The sequence below is a fragment of the Mucilaginibacter gilvus genome, from assembly GCF_004054195.1.
Taxonomy (GTDB): domain Bacteria; phylum Bacteroidota; class Bacteroidia; order Sphingobacteriales; family Sphingobacteriaceae; genus Mucilaginibacter; species Mucilaginibacter gilvus.
Genome location: NZ_SBIW01000007.1, coordinates 86,322 through 111,306 on the forward strand (window position 1 = coordinate 86,322; position 24,985 = coordinate 111,306).

Sequence of the window (24,985 nt, forward strand, 5' to 3'; positions counted from 1 at the left end):
GCTTTTGTATTTAACAATGAAAATAACGATACAAAAAAAGCAGCCCGGTTATGGAGTGCTTTTCAAAAGGAGAACCTTTAATATTATAAGTGTATCACTTCGCCGTAGGCATCAGCGGCTGCTTCCATAACAGCCTCGCTCATGGTAGGGTGAGGGTGTACTGATTTGATGATCTCGTGACCGGTACTTTCTAGCTTGCGCGCGGTAACTACTTCGGCAATCATTTCGGTAACGTTGGCACCCAGCATGTGCGCACCTAAAAATTCGCCGTATTTTGCGTCGAAGATCAGTTTCACAAAACCGTCTTTAGCGCCGGCAGCACTTGCCTTGCCCGATGCCGAGAATGGGAACTTACCCACTTTAATTTCGTAACCGGCTTCTTTAGCTGCTTTCTCGGTATAACCAACAGAAGCAACTTCAGGCCAGCAATAGGTACAACCCGGTATGTTATTATAGTTTAGCGGCTCTGGATGTTGACCAGCAATTTTTTCAACGCAGATGATACCCTCGGCAGACGCTACGTGAGCTAATGCCTGGCCTTTAACTATATCACCTATAGCGTAAACGCCTTCTACATTGGTTTGGTAGTAATCATCAACCAATACTTTGCCTTTATCGGTTTTTACGCCGTTTTCTTCCAGCCCGATGCCTTCAATGTTGGTAGAGATACCGATAGCTGATAATACCACATCAGCCTCTAATACGATATTGCCACTGGCGGTTTTTACATTTACCCGGCAGCCGTCGCCGTTTGTATCAACAGATTCAACGGTTGAACTGGTCATGATATTGATGCCTTGTTTTTTCAGGATCCTGAAAAGGCCTTTTGATATTTCTTCATCCTCCAGCGGAACGATGTTATCTAAAAACTCCACCACGGTAACCTTGGTGCCGATGGAATTGTAGAAGTAAGCAAACTCGATGCCGATAGCACCAGAACCTACTACAACCATTGATTTTGGCTGTTTAGGCAGTATCATGGCCTGGCGGTAACCAATAACCTTTTTACCATCCTGTTTAAGGTTTGGTAACTCGCGCGAGCGGCCACCTGTTGCTATAATAATATGTTTAGCGGTAAAGTCCTTTGTGCTGCCATCGGCTATCTTAACAGCAATGGTACCCTTGCTTTTAAGCGAACCGTAACCTATAATAACGTCGATCTTGTTTTTCTTCATTAAAAACTGCACGCCTTTGCTCATACCATCGGCCACGCCGCGGCTGCGTTTTATTACAGCTTCAAAATCAACCTCGCCACCGCTGGTTTTAATACCATAATCTGCAGCGTGGTTTAAATAATCAAAAACCTGCGCGCTTTTCAGTAGCGCTTTGGTAGGGATGCAACCCCAATTAAGGCATATACCGCCTAATGATTCTTTCTCAACTATGGCAGTTTTTAAACCCAGCTGTGATGCACGTATCGCGGCCACATAGCCGCCCGGGCCCGAACCAATTACAATTAAATCGTAGTCCATATAGTTATATATCTTTTTTGATTTTGAATGCCAAAGCTAAATAAAAAGCGGGGAATTGAAAAAAAACGGTGGTTTTAGGATTTTACCATGATAATTGCCGACGGGACACTAAAAACCAACTGCTAATAGTTGTGCAATCGTCTGAATAATGTAAATATTATAGCAAAAATTCACCAATTTTTCATTATTAGCTACTTAGCGTGTAAAATGTTGAAAAATATATAATTAATGTTAACACTAACTTAACATTAGCAATGAGGCAATTACATATCTTTGTGCCAAATTTAAATCACTTAACAGTTAAAAATTAAAAAAACAGCGTATGAGGAAGCATTTACTTCTACTAATTATTTCCCTGTTTACAGCAGTTGTTGGCTTTGCACAGCAAACAACAAGTAGTATATCAGGAACTGTAGTTGACGAGAAGGGTTTATCGTTACCAGGTGTTACAATCACCGCGGTACACACCCCAACCGGTACCAACTACTCAACAGTATCCCGCGTGGATGGCCGTTACAACTTGCCCAACTTACGTATTGGAGGGCCTTACACGGTAACTTTTTCTTTCATCGGTTTTACCTCCAGGGTTGAAAACGATGTTACCCTTTCATTGGGCCAGGAGTTTAGAATTGATACCAAATTGTTGCCTACCAGCACTTCGTTAAGCGAAGTAAGGATCACAAGCACACAAAACAAGGTGATCAACAATTCACGCACAGGTTCACAGGAGATCATCACCCGTAACCAGATCGACCGTTTACCAACTATCAGCAGGTCTATAAGCGATTACACCAAACTTACCCCATCTTCAAACGGCAATAGCTTTGGCGGCCGTAACGGTAACGGTAATAACGTAACTGTGGATGGTGCTTTGTTTAACAACTCATTCGGTTTATCGGGTACACTGGGTGGCCAAACCAACTCACAGCCTATCTCGTTAGATGCGATTGAGCAGATACAGGTTGCTGTGAATCCATTTGATGTTACCCAGGGCCGTTTCGCAGGTTCAAGCGTTAACACTGTAACCAAATCTGGTACGAACGAATTTAAAGGTACGGTTTACCTTTACAAACGTACTGCCGGTTTAGTAGGTTTACACGCCATAACTGCAGATGTTGCTAAACCAACTGTAAACTATACACAACGTGGTATCAGCTTAGGCGGCCCTATCGTTAAAAACAAATTATTCTTATTTGTTTCTGGCGAGCAGGAAAGAATAAGCGACCCGGCTACTTCTTACACAGCATTACGCTCTGGCCAAACAGCTGGTGGTACTATTTCACAAGCTTCTTATGATGACCTGAACACTTTGAAAGATTTCCTAAAAACTAAGTATAATTATGACGCAGGTTCTTTCGAAAACTACCAGTTACGTACCCGTTCTGATAAAGTTACCGCTAAATTAGACTGGAACATTAACAAGAGCAGCACGCTATCATTAAAGTATTTCTATTTGAAATCTTTACGTGATGTACCTCCAAGCAGCTCTGGCGCGCAAGGTACACGTAGCGCAGGCGCTGTTGGATTACCTTTCTTCTCTTCTTACTATACCATCAACAACAACTTCAATATTGGTATTGCTGAGTTGAACACCCGTATCAGCAGCAAATTTGCTAATAAACTAACTGTTGGTTACCAGGCGCTACGCGATTTCCGTTCATCACCGGGTGGTGGTTCTTTCCCGCTTGTTGATATCCTGAACTCGGCGGGTACTGGTACTTTAACCTCATTTGGTTACGAGCCTTTTACTGCTAACAACTTGCTTAGCACAAACACTTTCCAGGCAAGTGATAACTTTACCTGGTTTGCCGGCAAGCACGAAATAAATATTGGTGTTAGCACCGAGTTTAACAGCTACACAAATGGTTTTGCGCCTAACTATAATGGCCAATACCGTTTCAAAAGTTTAGCAGATTTTTATGCTTCAGCAAACAACGGTACCCCAACTGCTCAGCGTTACTCTTTACAGTACTCTGCTTTGCCTGGTGGCGTTTTTCCGTTTGCTGTTACTAAAGCCTACACTATTGGTTTCTACTTGCAGGATAAATGGCAAGCTACAGACAACTTTAAGCTGACTTACGGAGTACGTTTAGACATGCCAGGTTACAATACTGATAGCCAGTTTAACGAAAACGCTAATAAGTTAACTAAATTCAGAGAGGGTTACGTGGTTAACACTGCCCAGTTCCCTAAAGCTGCTATTCAGATTTCTCCACGTGTTGGTTTTAACTGGAACGTTAATGGCGAAGGTTTAACGCAGGTACGTGGTGGTGCAGGTATATTCCAGGGCCCGGTTCCTTACGTGTTTATATCTAACCAAGCAAGTAACAATGGTGTTCAGTTTGGTTCTTACACAGCTATCTCTGGTACAGGCGGTGTGTCTCCAACAGACCCACGTTTGATCTTCAAACCAGATGTTAACGCTAACAGGCCTACCACTGCTACAGCAAATACTCAGTACAACCTTGCTTTTACTGCAAAAGATTTCAAATTCCCGTCAAACTTCCGTGTTAACTTAGCGGTTGACCAAAAATTACCTTTCGGTATTATTGGTACTTTAGAGGGTAGCTATTCTAAAGACATCAACGCTATTTTATACCAAAACGTTGCCTTACCTACTACAGGTATTACATTTAAAGGAAGCGACCCACGTTTGTTTTACCAAAACAACGGTGTGAATTCAGCTACCGTTTACCCGGCCATTACTGTTGCAGGCGCAAACGCTAACACAGCAGCGAACCCTAACATTAGCGATGCGATATTGTTAACTAACACAAGCAAAGGTTATGCTTATAACATTACCGGACAATTACAGCGTACGTTTAAGGATTTCTACTTCATGGTAGCTTATACTTACTCTGATTCCCGTTCGGTTAACGATGGTGGTTCTATTGCTCAATCTACCTGGAGAGACCGTTCAGTATCCGGCGACCCGAATGCTGACGTAGCTTCTTACGGTAACTTCCGCCAGCCGAACCGTGTTATTGCCGCAATGTCTTACAAAAAATCATACTTCGGCCACTTATCTACCTCAATTGGTTTAACCTACGAAGCAGCTAACGCAGGTTCTTCTTCTTACACTTACAGCACAGATGCTAACGGTGACGGACAAACAACCAATGACCTGATCTATGTACCTAAAGATGCAAGCGACATTATATTAGTTGCTGATAACGCAGCAGATTTACGTACCGGTACTAAAACACTCCTTAACCCGGGTGGTTCTGCTACCGGTGGTGCGTTGTTCACACAGTTAAACACTTACATTAATCAGGATCCTTACCTGAGCAAACGTAAAGGTAAATATGCTGAGCGTAACGGTTTAGTGTTGCCATACTTCCACCTGGTAAACTTTAACTTCACTCAAGACCTTTACCAAACTACAGGTAAAATTAAAAATACCTTACAGTTTGAGTTTAACATCATCAACTTAGGTAACTTCCTTTACAGGAACTGGGGTAACTTTAAATTTGCTAACCGTACTGCTTTGTTAGCTTACAAAGGCATCTACAACAACGCCGCAGATGCTACCGACCCTAACAATGGTAAGCCAACGTTCTCGTTCCCTTACTACGACAATACTAACCAGGTGCCACTTACTTCTACCTTTGGTAGCGGTGTTTCACAAGCTTCACGCTGGCAAGCTCAGTTTGGTTTAAGGTATATCTTCAACTAAGCGAAGTTTAACAAATAAAAATAAAAACCCCGGTAGTAATGCCGGGGTTTTTTGTTACGCAAAATTTTAGCGCTCATATATTACTATTGGCCTAAAACACAAAGCCCCGATATTATTAATACCGGGGCTTTGTGTTTTAGCAAAGAGCTGTGCTTTAATTATAAATAAAATCGCCGTATGGTGATGAAACCATTACTTGCTTTTTATCCGCCGCTTCTACACGCCCAACTATTTGCGCAGGCACCCCAAAGCTTTCGGATATTTTGATGATCTCCCAGGCAATTTCCTGTGGTACGTATAGCTCCATACGGTGGCCCATATTAAATACTTTATACATTTCCTGCCAGCTGGTGTTGCTTTCTTCCTGTATCAGTTTAAACAACGGTGGGATAGGGAAGAGGTTATCTTTAATAATGTGCAGGTTATCTACAAAGTGCAGCACCTTGGTTTGTGCGCCGCCACTGCAATGCACCATGCCGTTTATCTGGCTGCGGTATTTATCTAATATAGTTTTGATGATAGGGGCGTAGGTGCGGGTAGCAGAGAGCACCAGTTTGCCGGCGGTAATGGTTTCGCCGTTGCCTATTTCAATTTCGTCAGTTAGTTTTTTACTGCCCGAGAATACGAGGTCGTATGGTACGGCAGGGTCAAAGCTCTCCGGGAATTTATCGGCGATGGTTTTGTTAAATACATCGTGGCGGGCAGATGTTAAGCCGTTAGAGCCCATGCCGCCATTGTATTCTTTTTCGTAAGTAGCTTGTCCGGACGATGCCAGGCCGACTATTACATCACCGGGTTGGATGCGGTGGTTGGATATCACATCCTCGCGTTTCATGCGGCAGGTTACGGTACTATCCACAATAATAGTACGCACCAGGTCGCCCACGTCAGCGGTTTCACCGCCGGTGGAGTAGATGCCTATCCCTGCTTCGCGCAGTTCGGCTAAAATTTCTTCTGTTCCGTTAATGATGGCGGCAATTACTTCGCCGGGTATGAGGTTTTTATTGCGGCCAATAGTTGAAGACAGCAGAATATTATCTACCGCGCCAATGCAAAGCAAGTCGTCCAGGTTCATGATGATAGCATCCTGTGCAATGCCCCGCCATACCGAAATATCGCCGGTTTCTTTCCAATAAGTGTAAGCAAGGGAGGATTTTGTACCCGCACCATCAGCATGCATAATATTGCAGTACTCTGGGTCGTTAGTTAATATATCAGGAACAATTTTGCAGAATGCTTTCGGGAAAATACCCTTATCAATGTTTTTAATGGCATTATGTACATCATCTTTTGATGCAGACACGCCCCGTTGATCATATCTTTGCGGAGAAATCATGGGCAAATATACTGCTTAATGGCGTTTTCTTTATCACTGATTCATATCTTTGCAAAACATTTACTTCGGGGTATTTATAGCCTGCTAAAGCCTCTAACATTATCTACCTTCAATGGAACTTATCTACTGGTTAAGACTTAAACTAAAACGTGCATTCGACAGAATTAGAAACGAAAACTTAAAAAAGAACGCGCTTACGGCTATCCCTTTTTGGATAGCGTCTATCATAACAGGTTTGATAGCGGTTTTATACACCAAGCTTTTTTTGGCCGCGGAGAACCTCACCGTTTACTTAATAACATGGCATGCCTGGTTGTTGTTTATTTTAACGCCAACCTGCTTTTTGGCGGCGTGGTGGATAGTGAAAAAATTTGCACCCTATGCTAAAGGCAGCGGCATACCACAAGTAATGGCCGGTCTGCAAATCTCGCAACCTAAGAATGACGGGAAACTTAATAAATTGCTGGGCGTAAAGATAATTGTAGTGAAAGTGATTTCCAGCATTGTAATGGCGCTGGGTGGTGGCGCCATAGGTCGCGAGGGGCCCACCATACAAATCGCGGCCTCGGTTTTTAAGATAGTTTACCAGGTGCTTCCTAAATGGTGGCCCAAAATAGCTAAGCGAAATATGATAGTTACCGGTGCCGCGGCCGGTTTGGCAGCGGCATTTAACACACCGTTGGGCGGTATTGTGTTTGCTATAGAAGAACTAACAAAAACGCATTTCAGTTATTTTAAAACAGCTATATTTTCGTCGGTTATTATTGCAGGCCTTTCGGCGCAGGCGTTGCTTGGGCCTTACCTGTATCTCGGGTATCCCAAAATAGATCACCTGTCTCCGTTCATTTTCTCCGGTGTTCTTTTGGTGGCGATTATATCCGGTTTGCTGGGCAGTACTATGTCGAAACTAATTTTGGTGATCTTCGCCTGGAAAGCAAAGTTTAAGTTTACTTACCAACATGCCCTATATGTAGCAGGGTGTGCCTTTATTTTGGCCGGCATTGCTTTTTTTGTTGATACGAGCGTTTTGGGTTCAGGTAAAGATATTATGCAGCATTCCCTGTTTACCGGCGACAAGTATTTACCCTGGTATATGCCTTTGCTTCGCATCGGCGGGCCCTTGGTGTCATTTACAACCGGGGCGGCAGGTGGCATATTTGCGCCCGCGCTTGGCGCCGGAGCAAGTATTGGAGCTGTTGTTTCAAGCTGGTTCCAACTATCAGATACCGACACTAATTTGCTCATATTAGCCGGCATGGTAGCATTTTTAACAGGTGTTACCCGCTCTCCATTCACATCGGTAATATTGGTATTGGAGATGACCGACCGCCACAGTGTTATTTTTCACCTTATCCTGGCGGGTATGGTAGCCAGCCTTGTATCTATCATTGTTGATAAGCATTCGTTGTATGATCACCTGAAAACGCAATATGTTAAGGACGTGGAAATGGAAGAAAACAACGACGTAGTTAACCCGGCCGAACGAGGGGGCGACGTTATTGCAGATGAGCCGGCGGGCTCCAAAGAGGTCTAATTATTACACCTTCATAATAATAACACGCTGCAATATTAAAATGCAGGCGGATAATCATTAAGCAGCACAGCGAAACCAATTTATTTGCACGCGATTAATTGTTTATTAATGCCCATGCGCTATATTAGGGCATTAAATGAAAATAGGATTCCGGATCTTTTTGATACTCACATTGGTATTCAGCTTTGTGATAGGTATGCCTAAACCTGCTGTTGAAGTAGAAACCGGGTTGGCCATTAATTTTACAAATGGCGCTGCCGATGCGTTAAGCAGTGTATTGATCTTTTTAATGCTGGTATCGCACGTGTTGATGCTCTTCCTGCTGTTTATCAGACAATCTATCCACTATCGGTATTTTCTTATCTATTTCCCAATTGTATTCTGGTTGTTCTACCTGGCTAATACGCTTGGCGCGCATTTAGCCGAGCCGGATATGTTTTTGTCGCATATCCCATATTTATTGTGCTACGTTTTATGTGTAATACAATATTACTCCATTTTAAAAGCAGACCCTGCGTTTGCCCTTGGCCCGCCAACAGAACCGGAGCCCGAAGAAACTGTACCACGCCAGCGGTTTGATACCAACGAACCCATGTAATAAAAAAGGCCTTAAACCCGCCGGTTTATTACCGAAAAGTTTAAGGCCTGTAAGTTTGTTTAAGCAGCTTTACTTAGTAAATAGTAACTCTCTGAATTTTGGCAACGGCCATAAAGCGTCATCAACCAATTGTTCCAGTTTATCTACATGGTAACGGATCGGTGCAAAATAGCTTTTAACCTTTTCGTCATAGCTAATGGCACGGTCGCGGATATCTTCAATGGCGTTCGCTTTCTTACGTTCGGATACCATCTCGTCAACATTAGTTTTTATAAAATTAATGTGCCCGGCCACTTTATTAATAATATCCAGCTGCGCGGCATAAGTGCTTTCGTCAAGCCCTATCGCTTTTAACCCTTTAACGTTTTCTACCAGCCTGCTTTGGTAAGCTATAGCAGCCGGGATGATAACATTCATCACCAGTTCGCCAATTACGCGGGCCTCTATCTGTAGTTTTTTATAAAAGGCATCCAGCAGTATTTCATGACGGGCGTGTGCTTCGCGACGGCTAAAAACACCGGTTTCGGCAAAAAGCTCGGTTGCTTTTTCTGTCAGAAGGGCATCCAGCGCCTTCGGTGTGGTTTTAATATTAGCCAATCCACGCACAGCAGCTTCTTTTTCCCATTCTTCGCTATAACCGTTACCCTCAAAGCGGATGTTGCGCGATTCTTTGATGTACTTTTTGATGATCATCATCAGCGCTACATCTTTTTTCTCGCCCTTTTTAATCAACTTATCTACATCAACCTTAAATTTCTTCAGCTGGTCTGCTACGATCAGGTTCAGGATGGTCATCGGGCTGGCCGAATTGGCAGAAGAACCCACCGCGCGCAGTTCAAATTTATTACCGGTGAAGGCAAAAGGAGAGGTACGGTTACGGTCGGTATTATCCTTTAATATCTGCGGTATTTTAGGGATGCCCTGCCATAACGAATTTTCGTCCTTTATTTTCTTGCTCAGGCGCGAGGTATCTATCTCGTCCAATACATCGTTTAGCTGGCTGCCCAAAAAGATGGAAATAATTGCGGGTGGTGCTTCGTTGGCTCCTAAACGGTGATCGTTATTTACCGATGCGATGGAAGCGCGCAGCAGATCGGCATGTTCGTGTACGGCTTTAATGGTGTTTACAAAGAAAGCCAGGAACTGCAGGTTGTTTTTTGGCGTTTTGCCCGGCGATAACAGGTTTTTACCCGTGTTGGTGATCAGGCTCCAGTTATTATGCTTGCCCGAGCCATTAATACCGGCGTAGGGTTTCTCGTGCAGTAATACCTTAAAGTTATGGCGGCCGGCAACGCGGTCCATAATATCCATCAACAGTTGGTTGTGATCTATGGCGAGGTTTATCTCCTCATAAATCGGGGCGCATTCAAATTGTGACGGCGCTACCTCGTTGTGGCGGGTTTTCAATGGAATGCCCAATTGCAGGGCTTCGGTTTCCATATCCTGCATAAAGGCATATACCCGGCTCGGGATAGAGCCAAAGTAATGATCTTCCAGCTGCTGGTTTTTTGCCGATATATGGCCAAACAAGGTACGACCGGTTAAAAACAGATCGGGGCGCGCGTTAAACAGGGCAGTATCTACTAAAAAATATTCCTGCTCAATACCCAGCGATGCATTCACCTTCTCAATGCTTTTGTCGAAATAATGACAAACATCTACAGCGGCCTTATCTAAAACGCTTAGCGCTTTTAATAGAGGTACTTTATAGTCCAGCGCTTCGCCGGTGTATGATACAAATACCGTAGGGATACAAAGTGTGCGGGCAATAACAAAAGCAGGGGAGGATGGGTCCCATGCGGTATAACCGCGTGCCTCGAAAGTATTGCGTATGCCACCGCTCGGGAAGCTTGATGCATCCGGTTCCTGCTGGGCAAGCGCGTCGCCGCTAAAGCGCTCTATCGCGCCGCCATCTGCTGTAGGTTCAAAAAAAGCGTCGTGTTTTTCGGCAGTAGTGCCGGTTAACGGCTGAAACCAGTGGGTGTAATGAGTGGCGCCTTTGCCCATTGCCCAGGCGCGCATAGCGGCGGCTACCTGCTCGGCCAGGTCGCGGGGAATGGTTTCGCCATTATCTATAGAATTAACAATACCTGCATAAGCTTCCGACGAAAGATACTCTTTCATTTTATGTTTATCAAAAACATTAGCCCCAAAATAGTCGGATATTTTGTTAGACGGTGTTTTTACTTCGGGTATTTCCCGGCTAAGTACTACCCTTAGGGCCTGAAAACGAATATTAGGCATAACGTTATATTATTGGTTACCCCAAAAATAGAAAATCATTTAAAATAACAGCTATAAAGCCGGGTAATATCACCACCCAAAAACCCGAATAAACAAGGCGGCGTGCGGCGATTTTAATGTTAATTTGTCAATAAAATATGTAATTTATTTAAAATTATGCGTGCATAGTATACATTTTAAATTAAATTATGTTTAAACCATTGTAAATATTACGAAAACTTTAAAATAAGCACTTGTATTAAAGTGTAAATTATAATATTTATAAATATTGTTGATTTATTTTTTGTTTTGAAAATAAAATGGTTGTTTATTTATGTTAATGTTTAAAAAAATGGCATCTATTATTGAAATTATATCATTTATAATTTGTTTTTGTTAAAATTCATTCATATTTTCATAAAAAATTACTAATTAATACAAACTCTATAGAGATTATTATAATTAAGTAGCAAAATTGAATTTTTATTAGAAAAAGGTATCTGATTGCCAGTAATTATAGGTACAGAAGCTTTACTGATTCGAAATATTTAAGAACAACACAACAACAATTAACAAAAACAATTAATTTAATTCCTTATCATGAAAAAAAGACTTTTACTCTTATCATTTTTTGCAGCAGCAGCTACTTTTACTGCAAGCGCGCAGGACGCCCCTAAAGCAGATCCACCTTTGGTAATCTTTGGTTCGGTAGACACGTATTACAAAAACGATTTTTCGGGCTTTAAAAACGCCAGCGGTAGCTCAAACATCGGTACCAGTTTTGCAAGCGATCAAAACTCTATCTCTATTGGCATGATAGACCTGGGTTTGAAGAAGAAAGTTGGAAAAGCAGCTTTTGTTGGTGAAATGAGCTTTGGCCCCCGCGGACAGGCGCAGTCTATCCCTAACGCTGCCGGCGTTTACGACGAGGGAACCAATAGCTACCACATACAGAACTTATACGTATCATACGATTTGAGCGATAAGTTTACCATGACCGCCGGTTACATGGCAACCTTTGTTGGCTACGAAGTAATTTCGCCGGTTGGTAACTTCAACTACTCTACCTCTTACCTGTTCACCAACGGCCCGTTCCAAAATGCAGGTTTAAAAGGTACTTACACCTTCTCTGATAAAGCAAGTTTAATGGCAGGTATCTTTAACGATGGCTGGAACAGTTATACATCTACAAATGATGTATCAACCTTTGGTGCCCAGTTATTCCTGAGCCCTGCTAAAGGCTGGACAGCTTACATCAATTTAGTAAGCGGCAGCTACTCTGGTACCGAGGTTGACCTTACAACAGCTTACCAGGTAACCGACGCCTTTAAATTGGGCGTGAACGCAGCTACTTACAGCGCTCCTCACAGCGGTGGTGGTTTTTCTGGCGTGGCACTGTATCCGCAGGTTGCCGCCAGCTCAAGCGTAACCTTTGGTTTAAGGGCTGAGTATTTCAAAACCAAAGCCGGTGCTTTAGCACCATTATCTGGCCCAGCGCCGGGTAGTTCGGTAACCGCGTTTACGCTTACCTCTAACATTAAAGCTGGTCCGCTTACTTTTATCCCGGAGGTTAGGTTAGATCACATGAAAGACGATTTCTTCGTGAATAAAGACCTTATGCCAAGCAAATCAGCTTCTCAATTTGTATTAGCAGCTGTTTACGCTTTCTAATAAAATTAGCTCAACAATTAAATTTTATAAGCCATCCATATTTGTTTATGGATGGCTTATCTTTATTATATGAAAAAATTAGTATTCAGCATTGCCTGCGCCCTATTGGTGCAAACCGCCTGGGCGCAGAAGGATGTACTTCAGTTCGACGAGAATAACAAATACGTATGCTATCAGGTGATTGAAAAGCCTGGCATGAGCATGGATAGCTTATACACCCGCGCATTGCAGTTTGCCGGCTATTTCGCGCCGAAACGTACCGAGAAAAGCAAAGTACCGGGCAGCGTGACATTGAAAGATAACTTTGTGATCTACGGCAGCGCGCTATTATCAAAAAAAGAAGCCGGACAAGTGAGCTACAAACTGAACATTGATACCAAGGACGGTAAATACCGCTACAACTTTGGCGAATTTGTATTTAAACCGTACAAAATAAACCGCTACGGCAGCATGGCCGTACAACCCGGGGTAGAAATACCCTTAGAAAAAATGTGGACCAAATACAGCGTAAAGGATACCGATACTTACCTGGACCAAATAGGCGCGTTCTGTAAAGCCTCTTCCGCTAAATTGGTACATTATATGGATAGGGTGCAGGTGCTGAGAAAGCAAGAAGAAGTGGTAAAGAAAGTAGCTACTGATAAATGGTAGTTAGAACTGTTTTTTAGACAGAATATAATTCTTAATAATACTATCTGTTCCATATAAAATTTGTAATTATCCATATATTCCAATAATTATTTCGCAATAATTATAATTTGTACAACATTTTGTATTGTGATAACGTTATATAGACAAATTTAATTCTAAACGTTATGCTAAACACAAAATTTGATTTGTACAAGACCGAGTGGCTCGACCTTGTATTCGACGACAGGAACAAAGCATATGGCGCTTACGACCTAAGGGCACATTATGCAGGCACGCTTAACAAAGCAATGGCTATTGCTTTTACGGTAGTAATTACCGGAGTTGTTGCCCTGAGTTTCGCGTTTAAAACCGAATCGCTAATGTCTGACACGGGAACTATCGTTAACATTACCCCGCCTGTTATACAAGCTATAAAGCCTCCCGAAAAACAGGTTGAGAAAGCTAAACCTGTACAGCCCGTAAAAGCAACCCCTCCGACGGCTACCACAAAATTTACATCATTTGTGGTAACCACTAAACCTGTTACCGAAGAGCCGCCCGTTATTGAGGAAATTAAAGGAGATGTGGGCCCGGTTACCACAAAAGGTCCCGAAGGCCCGTCATTAGTAGTAGATGAAAAAGGCCCAGTTGGCCCGGTAGCTGCACCCGCAGGTAATGGCGAAGAAATAGTTTCATCGGGCATCGGGCTGGAAGTGAATCCTGAACCATACGGTGGTATGGCTGCGTTCGGTAAATTTTTAGGCAAAGCCTTACGTTTTCCACCACAAGCACAGGATGCCAACGTATCTGGCCGGGTGATAATGACCTTTGTGGTAGAGAAAAACGGCGAGCTTACCGATATTACAGTGGTAAGGGGCGTAGGTTACGGTTTCGACCAGGAAGCAACCCGTGTACTTAAACTGGCCAAAGCCTGGAAACCCGGCATCCAAAACGGCCAGCCTGTGCGGGTGAGGTACACTATCCCCATTAATTTTCAATTGCCTGTGGAGTAGTTTTTAGTAAGGGTTAAAGAAAAGGTAGTTGAAGGCCCCGTGAAATTTTTATTTCACGGGGCTTTTTGTTTTTCGTTCCGCAGGCTTAAAGCCGCGGCGCGCCTTTACTTGTTCTGAAATAGGTGTGCCAAAAAAAGTGTTTCATATTGTTTTAAGTCGAACCTGTATTTATGGTTAATTGCTTTATTGTTAGTGTTTTATGAGGTTTATCTAAGATGTAGGGGGGGGGCAAAGCGTTTCACTAAAAAAAAATAAAGTGCTGGTTGTTAGTATTGTTTTGAAAGTAGGTGTTCCGCTTTTATTTGTGAAACACTTGTCGGGATTTTCCGTCTCGCCCCAAATAAAGCTGTCCCATCAGCGATTAATACGGATGTGCGTTTATACATGAACGTTTTACCTTTCTGCTTTACGCTTTCAGCTCTTTTTCCTAATTTTGCGCATCCTTTCAACATAAACAATTAAACATTGGAGAACCAGGAATTAACTACCGTTGAAACCGCCAAAGACCTTGGCCTTTTACCCGAAGAATTTACCAGAATTAATGAAATCATGGGTCGCGTACCCAACTTTACCGAGCTTTCTATCTTCGCGGTAATGTGGAGCGAGCACTGTTCCTATAAAAACTCAATCACCTGGCTAAAAACACTGCCAAAGGATAGTCCGCGTATGCTGGCCAAAGCCGGAGAAGAAAACGCAGGATTGGTTGACCTTGGCGACGGCATTGGCTGCGCCTTTAAAATAGAATCACACAACCACCCTTCGGCACTGGAACCATACCAGGGCGCCGCAACAGGTGTGGGCGGTATCAACCGCGATATATTTACGATGGGCGCAAGGCCTATCGCCCAGATGAACTCCCTGCGTTTCGGCGACTTAAGTTTGGATAAAACCAAATGGCTGGTAAAAGGCGTGGTAAAAGGCATTAGCCATTACGGCAATGCCTTTGGTATCCCAACCGTTGGCGGTGAGCTTTTCTTTGATGAGTGCTACAACATCAACCCGCTGGTGAACGCGTTTTCGGCAGGTATTGTAAAGGCGGGTGAAACTGTTTCTGCAACATCTTACGGTGTTGGTAACCCGGTTTACATAGTAGGCTCGGCCACAGGTAAAGACGGGATCCACGGTGCGGCTTTCGCATCCAAAGATATTACCGAAGATTCGGTGAACGACTTGCCGGCTGTACAGGTTGGCGACCCTTTCCAGGAAAAACTATTACTGGAAGCAACTTTAGAAGTAATAAAAACCGGTGCTGTTGTAGGCATGCAGGATATGGGTGCGGCAGGTATAATCTGCTCCAACTCAGAAATGAGCGCCAAGGGCGAGCACGGGATGATCATTCACCTGGACCGCGTACCGATGCGTCAGGAAAATATGAAACCCTACGAGATCCTGCTTTCCGAATCACAGGAACGGATGCTGATTGTGGTTGAAAAAGGAAAAGAAGCGCTTGTAGAAGCTGTTTTTGATAAATGGGACCTGAACTGCGCTATTATTGGTGAAGTGACCGATACCCAGCGCCTGGAGTACTTTATGAATGGCGAAAAAGTTGCCGATGTACCTGCAGACGACCTGGTACTTGGCGGCGGCGCACCTATCTACGAACGCGAATACCGCGAGCCCGCTTATTTTGCCGAGAACCAGAAATTTAAAATAGAAGATGTTGCCGAGCCAACTAACTTAATAGACGTTGCCGAGCATTTGATAGCACATCCAAACATCGCATCAAAACGTTGGGTAACCGACCAGTACGATTCCATGATAGGTACTGCTACCATGACTACCAACCGCCCAAGCGACGCGGCAGTTGTGGCTGTAAAAGGTTCTGATAAAGCTATTGTATTAACCTGCGATTGTAACTCGCGCTACGTATACGCCGATCCGCAGAAAGGTACGGCCATTGCCGTTGCTGAAGCTGCGCGTAACATTACCTGCGCGGGCGGCGAACCGGTTGCGATAACCAACTGCTTAAACTTTGGTAACCCATACAAACCGGAGGTTTACTGGCAGTTTGTAGGTGCTATAAAAGGCATGGGCGAAGCCTGTCGCAAATTTGAAACACCGGTAACGGGTGGTAACGTAAGCTTTTACAACCAATCGAGTGATGAAGGCCCGGTATTCCCTACGCCAACCATTGGTATGCTGGGCGTAATGGACGATCAGAGTAACCTGATGACGCTTGATTTTAAACAACCAGGCGACTTAATTTACTTAATCGGCGAATCACAAAATGACATCGCTTCATCACAATACCTTGCTTCGTATCATAAGATATCTAAAGCACCTGCTCCTTATTTTGATATCGATAAAGAATACGCCATGCACCAGGTGCTTAAGCAACTCATCAAGCATAAGGTTGTACAGTCGGCACATGATGTGGCTGATGGTGGGCTTTATATTGCTTTAGTAGAATCTTGTCTGCCAAACGGTTTGGGCTTTGATATTGATACCGATAGCGCTATCCGCAGGGATGCCTTCCTATTCGGCGAGGCACAGGGCAGGGTAGTAGTGAGCGTTGCGCCTGATGATGAAGAACGCTTCATCGAAATGATGGCCACCAACGAAGTTGAATTTAGCACCCTGGGTACTGTTAACGGCATAGGCAATACCAATATCGATGGCGAACTGTTCGGTAATATTACCGATATTAAAATGGTACACAGCAACGTATTACATGTAAGCCTTGGCGAAGCATAATGCTGAATCTGAAGAAAATCCACCACGTTGCAATTATCTGCAGCGATTATAAAAGATCCAGGCACTTCTACACAGAAGTGCTTGGATTTAGAATTTTATTGGAGACCTACCGAGAAGCACGCGACTCCTACAAACTCGATCTGGAAGTTGGCGGGCAATACCAGATAGAGCTATTCTCATTCCCCAATCCTCCCGCGCGTCCATCGCACCCTGAGGCTGCCGGTTTAAGGCACCTTGCTTTTGAGGTAGATGATATCGACGAAGCCGTTTTTCATTTAAATGAATGCAATGTGGTTACCGAACCAATCCGTATAGACGAAACAGCCGATAAACGTTTTACCTTTTTCGCCGATCCAGATGGTTTGCCGTTGGAGTTGTACGAGAAGTAACAAGACATCGCGATAGAATTTTTGTAGAGACGCGATACTTCGCGTCTTTTTTTGTTTTATATAAAATTCACCGCTAATCCCGCATTAGTGATTGCAGTGGAAACCCCGGAATGGAGCGGCGCTTCTATCAGCGGCGCGAAATGAGGAGTTGCAACGTAAAGCACGGGCAGCAGGCATCGCCCAAACCCGCTCAAAATGGCGTGGTAGTTTTGTATTCCCAATTAACTTTGTAGATTTAGGAACTAATTATTACCACATGAAAATTTTACCGGTTCTATCTATCAAACGTATTTTTCGTTTTGCAGGCGCGCAGGTTATTGTAGCGCTGTTGCTTTTTTCCGCTATCAAAGTTTCGGCCCAGGACCACGCAATGGTGAAGGACCCTGACGTAATTGGGCGATGGGATCTGACGATGGAGAAGGATGGTAAAACCCAACCATCATGGCTGGAGGTGCAAAAATCGGGCACACATACCCTTATCGGGCGCTTTACGTATGCTTTTGGCAGCGCGCGCCCTATATCAGAAGTTAAGCCGCACGACGGTAAATTTAGTTTCTCTATCCCGCCGCAATGGGAGCAGGGCGACCGCAATATGGATTTTGAATTTGAAGTTGGCGGCGATGTGATAAAAGGCACCATGGTTTATACTGATGGCAAGAGCTATAGTTTTACCGGCGTACGCGCACCAAGGATGCTGCCTACCAAGGCAGCTGTTTGGGGCAAACCTATCGTACTATTTAATGGTAAGGACACCAAAGGATGGCATACGGAAGGCGCAAATCAATGGATAGTAGAGAAAGGGATTTTACGTAGCCTTAAATCGGGTTCCAACCTAATTACTGATAAAACCTTCGGGGATTTTAAGCTACATATAGAGTTCCGTTACAAACAGGGCAGCAACAGTGGTGTTTACCTGAGAGGCCGTTATGAAGTGCAGATAATTGACACCAAAAGTGGCGAGCCGGAGCCGATCAACAACCAGTTTAGTTCAGTATATGGCTTTTTGCCGCCAAACAAAATGACGGCTAAAAACCCGGGCGAATGGCAGTCTTACGATATTACATTGGTTGGTCGCCTGGTTACCATTGTGGCCAACGGCACCGAAGTTATTTCCCGTGCGGAGATCCCTGGTATTACGGGCGGTGCGCTGAACAGCCGCGAAGGTGAACCAGGTCCGCTATTAATACAAGGCGACCACGGACCTATAGATTACCGCAACATTGTGATCACCCCGGCGAAATAAACGCTCGACGATATTCGTAAAAAAGCGATCCCGACTTTGTTGGGACCGCTTTTTTGCTTCAAGGCCAATGTCTATTTGCGTTCTGTATAAGCTTTTAAATTATTCAACACAGCCTGGCAGGCACCTTTCTGGTATTCAATAGGGTCGCTATCCTGGGGTTCGAAACTTTCGGTTATGGTAACCGGGTTACCCGCGCTGAATTTTATAACAGAACTTCGCCCATCATCCAGCGTGTAAGTGAGGAGTTGATTAGGGATAACTTCTTTATAAGTTCCTTCGAAATTGAAACTGAAGCTGCCATCTTTTAGGCCTATAACAAACAGAAACCTGCCGCCCGGCTGCGGATCGTTTTCCGCGTGCGAGGTATGCCAATCCGGGGAGAACGTGTTCCAATGGAGGATGTCGGCAGGGTTATGCCACATTTCCCATACCTTTTCTATGGGGGAGTTTATTTCGACAGTGGCTGTTTGGGCGTTATCTTTTAGCTTCATAATTGGGTGCTGGTTCATTACAAATATATGGCTCGGCTACTTCGCCGCAAACGGGCAAATACGTCATTGTTATGGGTGATTTGGGACATGATATCACACTAATTTCACGAACAGGATCGAATTTAACGAATTTTTGAAGCTCAAAATTCGTTAAATTCGATTTAATTAGTGCGGATTCGTGTTTATCATTTCACCACCTCAACCCATTGTCCCTTTATCAGCGCGTTTATATCATGGTTATACATGGCTTCACAATACGCAGCAGGCAGATAGTATTTACCTGCATAAGCTGCATTCAGCATTACATAATACGTTACCTCGGTGTTTTCGCCCAGGCTGAAGTATGTATTCACCCGGTCATCGCGAATATCGCGGTAATCAGATGCTGAGGATTTAAACGCCTCATCGTTATTGAGCATCCGGGTGTTCAAGATCTCCCATCCTGATGGGAAGATCTGCGTAAGCGCCATATTATCATACCGCCCGCGTTTACCAGGGTTTTTGATGGTTACCTGCGCTACAAAATCGCTGCCCTGTTTCAGTTTGCTTGGGTCGATAGGTTTACCGCCAAGGCTGAAGTAGCCTACACGCAACTGCAAAATATCCGGGTTAACAAAGGTTTTAACACCCTGACCGGATGATGGTTGCCCCTGCTGGATCAACCTGATATACAGCCGGTTGGTACCTGTATTCTTCATGGTTACTTTACCACCGTTGGCCGCTATCGGCGAAGCCCATATATAAGACGCAGAGTTTATATTTCCCTTGTCGCTGTTCGTCTGGTAATTGAACAGCAGTTTACTGCCCGATTTATTGGAGCCGCAATACTCCGCTATCGCTACGAGTGAGTAGGCGGTGGTTTGTGTGCTATACCAGCTATCGACAGAAAGCCTCGACGCGACCGATCGTAACACACCCGCGGCCTTTTGCTGCTGGCCCAATAGGGTAAGCGTTTCAAGGATCATCGCTTCATCACGCATGTCGGATCCATAGGTGCCGTACATAGAATTATATGGGGCGATGTCTGTAGATAAACCATTGATCATCCGCAATCCAACCTCTGGCTGGCCGGCCAGTTTATACGCTGCAGCCAAACGCCAGCGCGCTTCAACACTTAGGTATTGATACTCTTTCAAACGGTTCATGGCACCTAATTCGGGCGAGCCGGATAAGGCGAGCAGGAACAAACGATAAGCCTGCACCAGGTCAGTATAGTAATAATAACCGTGGATGTTGGTCCGCGGGTCGGGCGACCAGTTTACCGCCTTTTGTTTCTGATAACGTTTCCATTCGTTTATTAAGCCGGCAGGCAGGCTGTAGCCTTTCGCCTGTGCTGCCAGCAAGAAGTGCCCGGCATAGTTGGTGCCCCATTCGTCGGCATCTGCATTTCCCGGCCAATAGCTCAGCCCGCCACTTTGTGTGCGGAAACCGTTTAAGCGATTGATGCTATATTTGATGTTACGGTCTGTCTCCGCCTTTTGGCGCGAAGAAAGATCGAGCAACTGCCCCAGGTATAACTGCGGGAAGCCCGAAGATGTGGTTTGCTCCACACATCCATGCGGATAGGTGATAAGGTATTCCAGTCGCTTGCCCAGGTTTAGCGGCGGTATGCTGGCCACCTCAAGGCTGGCTTTATTAGTGCCGTTTATACCTACAGCTGTATACGTTGCAACCAAGGTTTCGCCCGGTTTTAATTCCTTTTCGGTAACCCGGCTTACAGGTGGGTTAGGGTTGCGTACGTTTAATTCTACATCATAAGCTGTGCTCTCACCACCCGATTTGGCTGTAATTTTAACCTTACCAACGCCCACGAAATCCTTCACATCCAAATCAAAGGTAACCAGTTGATCACCCGGTTTGCTGAAAGTAACCACCCTCGTATTGTTGCCGCCAAGGTTGCTGAAGGCATTCGATTGCACCTGTACCGTTACCGATTTAATATTATCCTCCATCGCGAAAACGGTTACCGGCAGTTGCACTTTTTCCGAAGGGCCTAATACCCTTGGCAGGGTTGCCAATATCATCAGCGGCTTTTTAACGGCAACCGCTTTTTCGGCGAAGCCATAGCCGCAATTGTGCCCGGCAATAACCATGGCTTTTACCGATCCTACGTATTGTGGCAGCGTGAATTTGGTGGTCTGGCTTGCGCCTTTCTCCAAGCGGAACGGACCCAGGAATTTAACTACCGGTTTAAAGCGGTTCACGGTCACATTTTTGTTTACTCCTCCGGTACCGTCACCACCAATGCTGAGAATCCGTTCTAAACCGCCGCCAAATGCACCGATAACGTAGTCGAACAAGTCCCAGGTTTTAACGCCAAGTGCTTCGCGGGCGTAGAAAGCCTCATGCGGATTTGGTGTTTTGTAGTTGGTGATATCCAGCAGGCCTTCATCCACAATGGCAATGGTATAGGTCATAGCCTTACCATTCGCTTCAGATACCGTAATAGCCGATTGTGTTTCCGGGCGGATCTTATCCGGCATGCTGATCACCGGTTTCAGGATGGTTTCGGGGTTATCCACGTTGAGCGGGATAGCGCCGTACATCCGTATCGGCAGATCGTTTTTGGTTTGCGAGTGGCGCTGTAACAGCGTTACGTTTACAAAAACGTTTGGTGCCATGGTTTCGTCCACCTTAAAAGTGTAGCGGGTTTCGCCTTTTTTGGTATCTATCCAGGTGGTTTTTAAAACCTTGCTGCCGTTTTCAAAACTGATAAGCGCGTGCCCGTCGCCACCGGTTGGGATGGTAAGGGTAGCATCTTCGCCAACTTTATAATTGGTTTTGTCTGCCGTGAAGGATAGCATTGCCGCCTCTGTTGGCGCGGTTTGCTGCAAGCGTTCCGACCAGTTTGGCCAATCCACATACATGATCTTTCCGGTAGAATGCCCGGTCTCCGGGTCTTTTATGCGGATGAGGTAACGGCCCCAGTCTGCCTGCGGGATGCGGAGGGTGTACTTGCCACGCCCGTTATTAAGCGTAATGGTGCCTGTTTTGATGAGCTTGTTATATTTATCCTGGGTGAAATTGCTCATCTCGTTGCCGCCTTCGTCCCACCACCAGCGCCACTGAATTTTATAAAGCTCCAGTTCAATATTGCGCGTACCGCTAAACAGCTTGCCTTTGGTATCTACAGCAACAATGTCAATATCGTGGTTCTTATCCGTAACCAACATGCCGGAAAGTTCGCTGCCCTTGGGTGTTTTAAGTCCCACATAGCCAGGGTAAACGTTATAGTCCATAGCGGCCTGTTGTAAACTAAAATTACCGCCGGGTTCAAACACTTTTACCACAAAGTTGGCACGCAGTTGCCCCGGTGCTTGTTTTTCTACATTGATATCTGTATTTACATCGGCTACGCCGTTCTCATTTAACCGGCCATCAAAAACCGTTTGGGTTTGGGTGTTGAAGGCGAGGATAGGGTCGTCAAACTCATAGCCTTCAAAACCTTCAAAGCTTGTCTTTTTAGACGACAGGAAAGCATCTACCTTAGCTTTTAAGTTCTGCGCCGCGCCGCCAAAGAGCCATTGCGCGCTTAACTTGCCGTTCGCGCCGCTGCCTTTGGTCAATTCCGTTGCTGCGCCGAAATCGAGTTTCAACTTCAACCGGTTAGGCATAATGGTTTCCACTTTTATCTTCTTCTCAAATGTAGCGCCGCCAACCTTTATCCGGGCCGACCAGTTGCCGGTAGGCGAGGACGTCTCGGTAGCGGTATGGAAGCTGTAGAAGCCATCCACGGCGCTTGTGCGGGTGAGTTTTTTATACAGCTGCCCATTGGGGTTATACAATTCAAACTCCACAGGGTGATCTGCAGGGAGCGTTTTGAGCTTGTCTTCTAAAATAAAGGTGGTGAAGATAGAATCGCCGGGGCGCCATACTCCACGCTCGCCGTATATAAAGCCTTTTAGTCCGTTCTGCACCTGCTCTCCACCTACGTTGAAACGGGAGAGGGGCAGCGAACTGCCATCGTCAAGCTTAAGATAGCCGCGTTCTTTACCATGTTTGGCAACCAGCAAGTAAGGCTTGCGTTTCATATCCAGTTTGGCCATGCCGTCGCCGTCTGATGTTACTTTGCAAATCACCTGTTTCTGGTAATCCAAAAGCTCCAGGTCCACGCCCTTCATTGGTTCGGCCGTTAGGATATTGGTTACCGCTATGGTGATGTTATTATCATTGCCGCGTTTAACAATCAGCCCGATATTGGATACGATGATATTGCGCGTGGCCCAGCGGTCTTTAGTAAAGTAGGAGTTATCGCAAGGGTCCGCACGTTTTTGCCAATCGTAACCTTCAGGGTAGTAGTTATCATACCTCGACCAGAAATCATCGTCCTCATCACTTACGCCATCGGTGTTGCCACCGTACTCATTGTTGTATTCGTCACCGTCGCTGTCCGCGTCGTCACCTTTCACGGCTACAGGGCTACCGGCTTTGCAATTATACAGAGAGTATTCCTGCCTGAAACCGATCACAACCCGGTAAATAGCACCCGGCTCAGCACGGAAAAGCTTATCAACGTCCAGCATAAAGCGGTTCTTTTTGTGCAGGTTGAGGCCTTTATCGGTAGCGAGGTTTATGGTTTTTTCTAAAATAGGTTTACCAACCTGCCTCAGTTCGTTAGCGCCATCAAAACCATTGCCCTGAAAGTACTGGGGCACGTTGCTGGCATAAATTTTTATGATCCTTACGTCTACCGCTTTCAGGTTCACGGCCTCAAAAGGCATCATTAATTTTCCAGAGTCGGGAAGGATAACGCCTTTGCCCGGGATAGATACGGAAGGCAGCCGGTTCTCGAAGAATACATTACCAGTGTAGGCCTTGTTTGTTTTTTTATGGAACACGCTTTCCACGCCCTCGTTAACCACCACGCCGAAGTTGCCTTCCAGCCGCTCGGGCGCGTAAACTTTTACCACGCTGCCTTCTATGGTGTAAGCGGCATCGGTAAGGCTGCCTACGGTGATCAGCCCGGTTAGTTCCTGCCCAACCATTATGGGGTCTGAAAACTGTACGGCTACATATTGGTCGTTATCCTGAACCGCTTTAATATCCAGTACTTTAAAATCGCCAACGGCCGGTACATCAAAGCTCTGATTGCCATTTTTATCGATATCAAGGCCACTACCATCCCAGTTAACTTTTACAGGGGAGGAGATGCTTGCTCTTTTAATACCCGTGATGGTAAACTTATGCGTTTTGGTTGCCGGGTTATGCTGCCAGTTAACCGTTACAGGGCAATCGTAATTTGCGGTGAGTATTTTTTCTATTTTCTCCTGGTTTTCCATATCGGCGGTTTGCAGGGTGCCGGTAAGGTTCATCATGTCGGCAGAATTGTTGGTGGCGCTGGTTAGCCCCACAAACGATACGCTGAAATCGGGTTTAATGGTTTGCAGATCGAACTTAAAATGCTCAAACTCGCCATCAACCTTTATTATTTTACCCAGGTTAAAATCTGCATCGTACTTTTTATCCGGGTCCAGTTTACCTTCGGGGCGGAACTCTATGGTGCGCTCATCCAGCCAATATGCCTTTCCTTTTATGGAAGGGGAAAAATCGAACACCTTATCGCTCAACTCTTCGCCCTGCGCATGGGTAACCTGTACCTCGCCGGCAAGCTTAATGCGAATGGTGCTTTGCTTGGATATTACCCCTGTGGTATACGATTCGATATACCGGCTAAAGTCGGGCCCCTTCTTTTTATGGTTGTGGGCGCGGACTAAATAAATGGATAACGCGACAAGTAAAAGTGTTGCTGCAACAACTGCAGGGCCTCTTCGCGAACGGAAAAGGCTGTTAATATAGTTCATGGAGTAGGTTAGTTATTTTCCTATGAATTTAAATAACTTTTATTGAATAACTATTGAGGGGGATAAATATTTATTTAGTTTAAGCGTTTGTGTTTTACCGCAGATGACACGGAGACTTGCGGCGTTATTAACGCGAAGAAACACAGAGATTTGTAAGATGGCGATGAGGTTTAGCTTCTTTTTAAAAGGACGAACCCTGTGCTTCACTGCGTTT

At 45.0% G+C, this 24,985-nt stretch carries 14 protein-coding genes; 9 read left to right on the top strand and 5 right to left on the bottom strand.

The annotated features are described in order from the left end of the window. Positions 1-83: 83 nt before the first annotated feature. The gene (gene lpdA, locus EPL05_RS14845) at positions 84-1,472 is read right to left on the bottom strand and encodes a dihydrolipoyl dehydrogenase (RefSeq protein WP_128534768.1); all 1,389 of its coding nucleotides are present in this window, start codon (positions 1,470-1,472) and stop codon (positions 84-86) included. 322 nt (positions 1,473-1,794) lie between these two features. Between lpdA and EPL05_RS14850 the strand changes: the two genes are divergently transcribed. Next, entirely contained in the window at positions 1,795-5,148 is a 3,354-nt protein-coding gene (locus EPL05_RS14850) for a TonB-dependent receptor (RefSeq protein WP_128534769.1), read from the top strand. A 154-nt stretch (positions 5,149-5,302) separates the two neighbouring features. On the opposite strand, the gene EPL05_RS14855 is transcribed toward EPL05_RS14850, so the two are convergent. Next, positions 5,303-6,484: an AIR synthase related protein gene (locus EPL05_RS14855; RefSeq protein ID WP_208394760.1), complete on the bottom strand. Its 1,182-nt coding sequence runs from the start codon at positions 6,482-6,484 to the stop codon at positions 5,303-5,305. 112 nt (positions 6,485-6,596) lie between these two features. Between EPL05_RS14855 and EPL05_RS14860 the strand changes: the two genes are divergently transcribed. Both EPL05_RS14860 and EPL05_RS14865 read left to right on the top strand, forming a co-directional pair. Continuing rightward, the gene (locus tag EPL05_RS14860; protein WP_128534770.1) at positions 6,597-8,018 is read left to right on the top strand and encodes a chloride channel protein; all 1,422 of its coding nucleotides are present in this window, start codon (positions 6,597-6,599) and stop codon (positions 8,016-8,018) included. 136 nt (positions 8,019-8,154) lie between these two features. After that, positions 8,155-8,616 carry a hypothetical protein gene (locus tag EPL05_RS14865; protein WP_128534771.1) on the top strand — a complete coding sequence of 154 codons (462 nt, stop codon included), beginning with the start codon at positions 8,155-8,157 and terminating at the stop codon, positions 8,614-8,616. 69 nt (positions 8,617-8,685) lie between these two features. Here EPL05_RS14865 and EPL05_RS14870 read toward each other — a convergent pair whose 3' ends face one another. Continuing rightward, the gene (locus tag EPL05_RS14870) at positions 8,686-10,860 is read right to left on the bottom strand and encodes a glutamine synthetase III family protein (RefSeq protein WP_128534772.1); all 2,175 of its coding nucleotides are present in this window, start codon (positions 10,858-10,860) and stop codon (positions 8,686-8,688) included. Between the two features lie 579 nt (positions 10,861-11,439). Here EPL05_RS14870 and EPL05_RS14875 point away from each other — a divergent pair. From EPL05_RS14875 to EPL05_RS14900, 6 genes are all read left to right on the top strand, one after another. After that, the gene (locus tag EPL05_RS14875) at positions 11,440-12,510 is read left to right on the top strand and encodes a porin (RefSeq protein ID WP_128534773.1); all 1,071 of its coding nucleotides are present in this window, start codon (positions 11,440-11,442) and stop codon (positions 12,508-12,510) included. A 69-nt stretch (positions 12,511-12,579) separates the two neighbouring features. Continuing rightward, positions 12,580-13,161 (top strand): DUF4468 domain-containing protein, encoded by a 582-nt coding sequence (locus EPL05_RS14880; protein WP_166727721.1) that lies wholly within the window; start codon positions 12,580-12,582, stop codon positions 13,159-13,161. A 164-nt stretch (positions 13,162-13,325) separates the two neighbouring features. Then, positions 13,326-14,153, top strand: coding sequence for an energy transducer TonB (locus tag EPL05_RS14885; RefSeq protein ID WP_128534775.1), 828 nt, complete (start codon positions 13,326-13,328; stop codon positions 14,151-14,153). Between the two features lie 465 nt (positions 14,154-14,618). Continuing rightward, positions 14,619-16,847, top strand: a complete 2,229-nt coding sequence (purL, locus tag EPL05_RS14890) for a phosphoribosylformylglycinamidine synthase subunit PurL (RefSeq protein ID WP_128534776.1) — start codon at positions 14,619-14,621, stop codon at positions 16,845-16,847. Beyond that, the gene (gloA2, locus tag EPL05_RS14895) at positions 16,847-17,236 is read left to right on the top strand and encodes an SMU1112c/YaeR family gloxylase I-like metalloprotein (protein WP_128534777.1); all 390 of its coding nucleotides are present in this window, start codon (positions 16,847-16,849) and stop codon (positions 17,234-17,236) included. Before purL ends, gloA2 begins: the two co-directional genes overlap by 1 nt. A 256-nt stretch (positions 17,237-17,492) precedes the next feature. Further along, positions 17,493-18,479, top strand: a complete 987-nt coding sequence (locus tag EPL05_RS14900) for a 3-keto-disaccharide hydrolase (protein ID WP_128534778.1) — start codon at positions 17,493-17,495, stop codon at positions 18,477-18,479. Positions 18,480-18,550: 71 nt separating this feature from the next. Here EPL05_RS14900 and EPL05_RS14905 read toward each other — a convergent pair whose 3' ends face one another. Beyond that, positions 18,551-18,988 (bottom strand): SRPBCC domain-containing protein, encoded by a 438-nt coding sequence (locus EPL05_RS14905; RefSeq protein WP_128534779.1) that lies wholly within the window; start codon positions 18,986-18,988, stop codon positions 18,551-18,553. A 167-nt stretch (positions 18,989-19,155) separates the two neighbouring features. After that, on the bottom strand, positions 19,156-24,771 hold the full coding sequence (locus tag EPL05_RS14910; RefSeq protein WP_128534780.1) for an alpha-2-macroglobulin family protein: 5,616 nt from the start codon (positions 24,769-24,771) through the stop codon (positions 19,156-19,158). Between the last annotated feature and the right edge of the window lie 214 nt (positions 24,772-24,985).

Excerpts from the sequence above, each read along its gene's own strand:
- lpdA (WP_128534768.1), bottom strand. The coding sequence starts at position 1,472 with ATGGACTACGATTTAATTGTAATTGGTTCGGGCCCGGGCGGCTATGTG.
- EPL05_RS14850 (WP_128534769.1), top strand. The coding sequence starts at position 1,795 with ATGAGGAAGCATTTACTTCTACTAATTATTTCCCTGTTTACAGCAGTT.
- EPL05_RS14855 (WP_208394760.1), bottom strand. The coding sequence starts at position 6,484 with ATGATTTCTCCGCAAAGATATGATCAACGGGGCGTGTCTGCATCAAAA.
- EPL05_RS14860 (WP_128534770.1), top strand. The coding sequence starts at position 6,597 with ATGGAACTTATCTACTGGTTAAGACTTAAACTAAAACGTGCATTCGAC.
- EPL05_RS14865 (WP_128534771.1), top strand. The coding sequence starts at position 8,155 with ATGAAAATAGGATTCCGGATCTTTTTGATACTCACATTGGTATTCAGC.
- EPL05_RS14870 (WP_128534772.1), bottom strand. The coding sequence starts at position 10,860 with ATGCCTAATATTCGTTTTCAGGCCCTAAGGGTAGTACTTAGCCGGGAA.
- EPL05_RS14875 (WP_128534773.1), top strand. The coding sequence starts at position 11,440 with ATGAAAAAAAGACTTTTACTCTTATCATTTTTTGCAGCAGCAGCTACT.
- EPL05_RS14880 (WP_166727721.1), top strand. The coding sequence starts at position 12,580 with ATGAAAAAATTAGTATTCAGCATTGCCTGCGCCCTATTGGTGCAAACC.
- EPL05_RS14885 (WP_128534775.1), top strand. The coding sequence starts at position 13,326 with ATGCTAAACACAAAATTTGATTTGTACAAGACCGAGTGGCTCGACCTT.
- gloA2 (WP_128534777.1), top strand. The coding sequence starts at position 16,847 with ATGCTGAATCTGAAGAAAATCCACCACGTTGCAATTATCTGCAGCGAT.
- EPL05_RS14900 (WP_128534778.1), top strand. The coding sequence starts at position 17,493 with ATGAAAATTTTACCGGTTCTATCTATCAAACGTATTTTTCGTTTTGCA.
- EPL05_RS14905 (WP_128534779.1), bottom strand. The coding sequence starts at position 18,988 with ATGAACCAGCACCCAATTATGAAGCTAAAAGATAACGCCCAAACAGCC.
- EPL05_RS14910 (WP_128534780.1), bottom strand. The coding sequence starts at position 24,771 with ATGAACTATATTAACAGCCTTTTCCGTTCGCGAAGAGGCCCTGCAGTT.